Annotated in this window: 4 protein-coding genes and 1 pseudogene; all 5 read left to right on the forward strand. The window is 73.5% G+C overall.

The features are described from left to right. Window positions 1-182 (forward strand): annotated as a pseudogene (locus ETD86_RS53250) (ABC transporter permease); the annotation flags it as partial. Next, window positions 169-1,083: an ABC transporter ATP-binding protein gene (locus ETD86_RS53255; RefSeq protein WP_138674216.1), complete on the forward strand. Its 915-nt coding sequence runs from the start codon at window positions 169-171 to the stop codon at window positions 1,081-1,083. The pseudogene ETD86_RS53250 and the gene ETD86_RS53255, both read left to right, overlap by 14 nt. Beyond that, complete coding sequence (locus tag ETD86_RS53260) at window positions 1,052-1,852, forward strand: ATP-binding cassette domain-containing protein (RefSeq protein ID WP_138674217.1); 801 nt, start codon at window positions 1,052-1,054, stop codon at window positions 1,850-1,852. The genes ETD86_RS53255 and ETD86_RS53260 overlap by 32 nt, the downstream gene beginning before the upstream one ends. Next, a complete protein-coding gene (locus ETD86_RS53265; protein ID WP_246149516.1) occupies window positions 1,849-3,021 on the forward strand; it encodes a M20 family metallopeptidase in 1,173 nt (390 codons plus the stop codon). Before ETD86_RS53260 ends, ETD86_RS53265 begins: the two co-directional genes overlap by 4 nt. Beyond that, the coding region (locus ETD86_RS53270; protein WP_211370908.1) for a P1 family peptidase at window positions 3,021-3,446 on the forward strand (426 nt) is incomplete at its 3' end. The genes ETD86_RS53265 and ETD86_RS53270, both read left to right, overlap by 1 nt.

Consider the following 3,446-nt stretch of genomic DNA (forward strand, 5'->3'; position numbering starts at 1 on the left):
CGCCCACCCCGTCCTGGGGCCGGATGTTGCAGGAGTCCCAGGAGCTGCTGTTCTCCACCCCGCGCCTGGCGCTCTGGCCCGGCGTGGCGATCGCCCTCGCGGTGCTCGGCTTCAACCTCCTCGGCGACGGGCTGCGCGACTATCTCGACCCCAAGCTCAGGAGGATCCGTGCTGAAGGTTGAGGGGCTGAGCGTCCGCGCGGATGCCGTCGAGCTCGTGCGGGACGTGTCGTTCGAGATCGGGCCCGGCGAGCGGGTCGGGCTCATCGGCGAGTCCGGGTCCGGCAAGTCGCTGACCGCGCTGTCGCTCATGGGGCTGCTCCCCGAAGGCGTCACCGCGTCCGGAGGGGCCTCCCTGGACGGCCGCGACCTGGTCGGCGTGCCGGAAAAACGGCTCAAGCGGCTGCGCGGCCGGGACCTGTCCATGGTCTTCCAGGAGCCGATGACCGCGCTCAACCCGCTCATGCGGATCGGCGCCCAGGTCGCCGAGGTCATGACCCTGCACGGCACCGCCGGCCGGCAGGCCCACGCGCGGGCGTACGAGCTGCTCGAACGGGTCCGCCTGCCCGAACCCCGGCAGATCGCCCGCGCGTACCCGCACCAGCTGTCCGGCGGGCAGCGGCAGCGCGTCATGCTCGCCATCGCCCTGGCGAACGAGCCCCAGCTGCTCATCTGCGACGAGCCCACCACCGCGCTCGACGTCACCGTGCAGAAGCAGATGCTCGACCTGATCGCCGAGGTCGCGCCCGCGCTGCTGTTCATCACCCACGACCTCGCCGTCGTCGCCTCCGTCTGCGAGCGGGTCCTGGTCATGTACGGCGGCCGCCTCGTCGAGAGCGGCCCCATCCGCGAGGTCTTCGCCCGGCCCCGCCACCGCTACACCGAAGGCTTGCTGGCCGCGTCGAAGCTCACCCCGCGCGGCACCCGCCTGCCCACCATCCAGGGCAGCGTCCCGGCGGCCGGGCACTTCCCCGGCGGCTGCGTGTTCAGGAACCGCTGCCCGCACGCCACCCCCGACTGTGAGACGGCACCGGCGCTGACAGGAGACGGCCATGCCTACGCATGCTGGCACCCCGCTGATTGACGCCCGCAACCTGACCCGCGTCTACCGCCGCCCCCGCACCTCGCTCACCAAACAGGGCGCCGCCGTGCACGCGCTGAACGACGTGTCGCTCACCATCGGCAGGGGCGAGCGGTACGGCATCGTCGGCGAGTCCGGGTCCGGCAAGTCCACCCTGCTGCGCCTGCTGTGCGCGCTCGACCAGCCCACGAGCGGCACCATCACGTTCGACGGCCGGCAGATCACCGGCCGCCCCGAGCGCAGCCTGCGTTTCCTGCGCGAGAACCTCCAGATCGTCTTCCAGGACCCGATGAGCTCGCTCGACCCCCGCATGCGGGTGCGCGACCTCGTCGCCGAGCCGCTCGTCGCCCTCGGCCTGCCCGTCGGCAACCGGGTCGCCGAGCTGCTCGACGAGGTCGGCCTGCCCGCGGCCGCCGCCGACCGCTACCCGCACCAGTTCTCCGGCGGGCAGCGGCAGCGCATCGCCATCGCCCGCGCGCTCGCGCCCCGGCCGGCGGTGCTGGTCGCCGACGAACCCGTCAGCGCCCTGGACGTCTCCGTCCGCGGGCAGATACTCAACCTGCTGGCCGACCTCGTCGACGAGCTCGGGCTCACGCTCGTGTTCGTCTCGCACGACCTGTCCGTGGTGCGGCACGTATGCGAGACGGTCGCGGTCATGAGCCAGGGCGAGATCGTCGAGACCGGGCCGGTGGACGAGGTGTGGGCCGCGCCCGCCCACCCCTATACGCGTACGTTGCTGCAGGCCGTACCGACTCTGGAGGGATTGTTGTGATCGACGTCGATGCCGATGGAGTGGTGGCGTTCACGCAGGCGCTGGTGCGCGTCCCCAGCACCAACGACCCCGGACGGCGGGAGCAGCCGGCCGCCGAGCTGGTGGCGGCCCTGATGCGGGAGTGGGGCTGGGAGCCCGCCGTGTACGAGGTGGCGCCCGGCCGGCCCAACGTGGTGGCCGTGGTCGAGGGCGGCGGCGGTGACGGGCCGACGCTGATGTTCGAGGGGCACACGGACGTCGTCACCGAAGGCGACCTGTCGGAGTGGACCGTGGACCCGTTCGGCGGGGAGATCCGCGACGGCAGGCTGTGGGGTCGCGGCAGCGCCGACATGAAGTCCGGCCTCGCCGCCACCCTGTACGCCACCCGCGCCCTGCAGCTCGCCGGGCCGTTCCCCGGCAGGATCAAGGTGTGCGCGCTGGCCGACGAGGAAGGCCTCATGATCGGCGCGCACCACTTCGTCTCCGAAGGGCTCGCGACCGACGTGGACGGAGCGATCGTGGCCGAGCCCGAGGCGGGCGAGATCTGCGCGGTGGCCAAGGGCGCGCTGCGGCTGCGCGTGGACCTCGCCGGCAAGATGGCGCACGGCGCGATGCCGCAGCACGGCCGCAACCCCGTCCAGGCGCTCGGCCCACTGCTGGTGGGGCTGCGAGCGTTGCAGGAGGAGCTGCAGGCGCGGCATCCGGCGCACGAGCACCTCGGCGAGGTGTACGTGACGCCGACCGTGCTGCGGGCCGGCTCCGAGGAGCAGGTCAACGTCATCCCCGCCGCCGCCTCCGTCTTCGTGGACGTGCGGACCATCCCGGGCGTCGAGCACAAGGACATCGCCGACCGGGTCGCCGCGCTCGCCTCCTATGACGGGATCGGGGCCGAGGTGTCGGTGCTGGTGGACCGGCCGCCGGTGGACGTGCCCGTGTCCGACCCCGTGGTGGCCGCGCTGGCCGCCGCCCACCGTGCGGTCACCGGAGAGGAGCCCGTCTACGGCGGGGTGCCCGGGTCGACCGACGGAACCGTGCTCACGCACTGGGGCGGGATCCCGTCCGTCGTGTACGGGCCCGGCGGGAAGTGGATCGCGCACCAGGCGGACGAGTACGTGGAGGTCGAGGAGATCGTCCGGTGCACCCGGGTGTTCACCGAGGCCGCCCGCCGGTTCCTGACCGGTGACGTGTGATGCGGGCCGGCCCGACCAATTCGCTGGTGGACGTGGCGGGGCTGCGGGTCGGCCACGCCCACCGGGTCGGGGGCGGCCACCGCACCGGCACCACCGTCGTCCTGGCCCCCGCTGACGGTGCCGTGGCCGGGGTCGACGTACGCGGCGCCGCGCCGGGGACGCGGGAGACCGAGCTCCTCGACCCGCGCAACCTGGTCGAACGTGTGCACGCCGTGGTGCTGACGGGCGGGAGCGCGTACGGGCTGGCGGCCGCGTGCGGGGTGGTCGACCGGCTGGCGGACGCCGGCATCGGCTTCCCGGTGAACGGCGGCGTCGTGCCGATCGTCCCGGCGGCCGTCATCTTCGACCTGGGCCGCGGCGGCACCTTCCGCGCCGTCCCCGACGCCTCCCTCGGCACCGCCGCCTACGACGCCGCCACCCAAGCC

The sequence above is a fragment of the Nonomuraea turkmeniaca genome, from assembly GCF_005889735.1.
Lineage (GTDB): Bacteria > Actinomycetota > Actinomycetes > Streptosporangiales > Streptosporangiaceae > Nonomuraea > Nonomuraea turkmeniaca.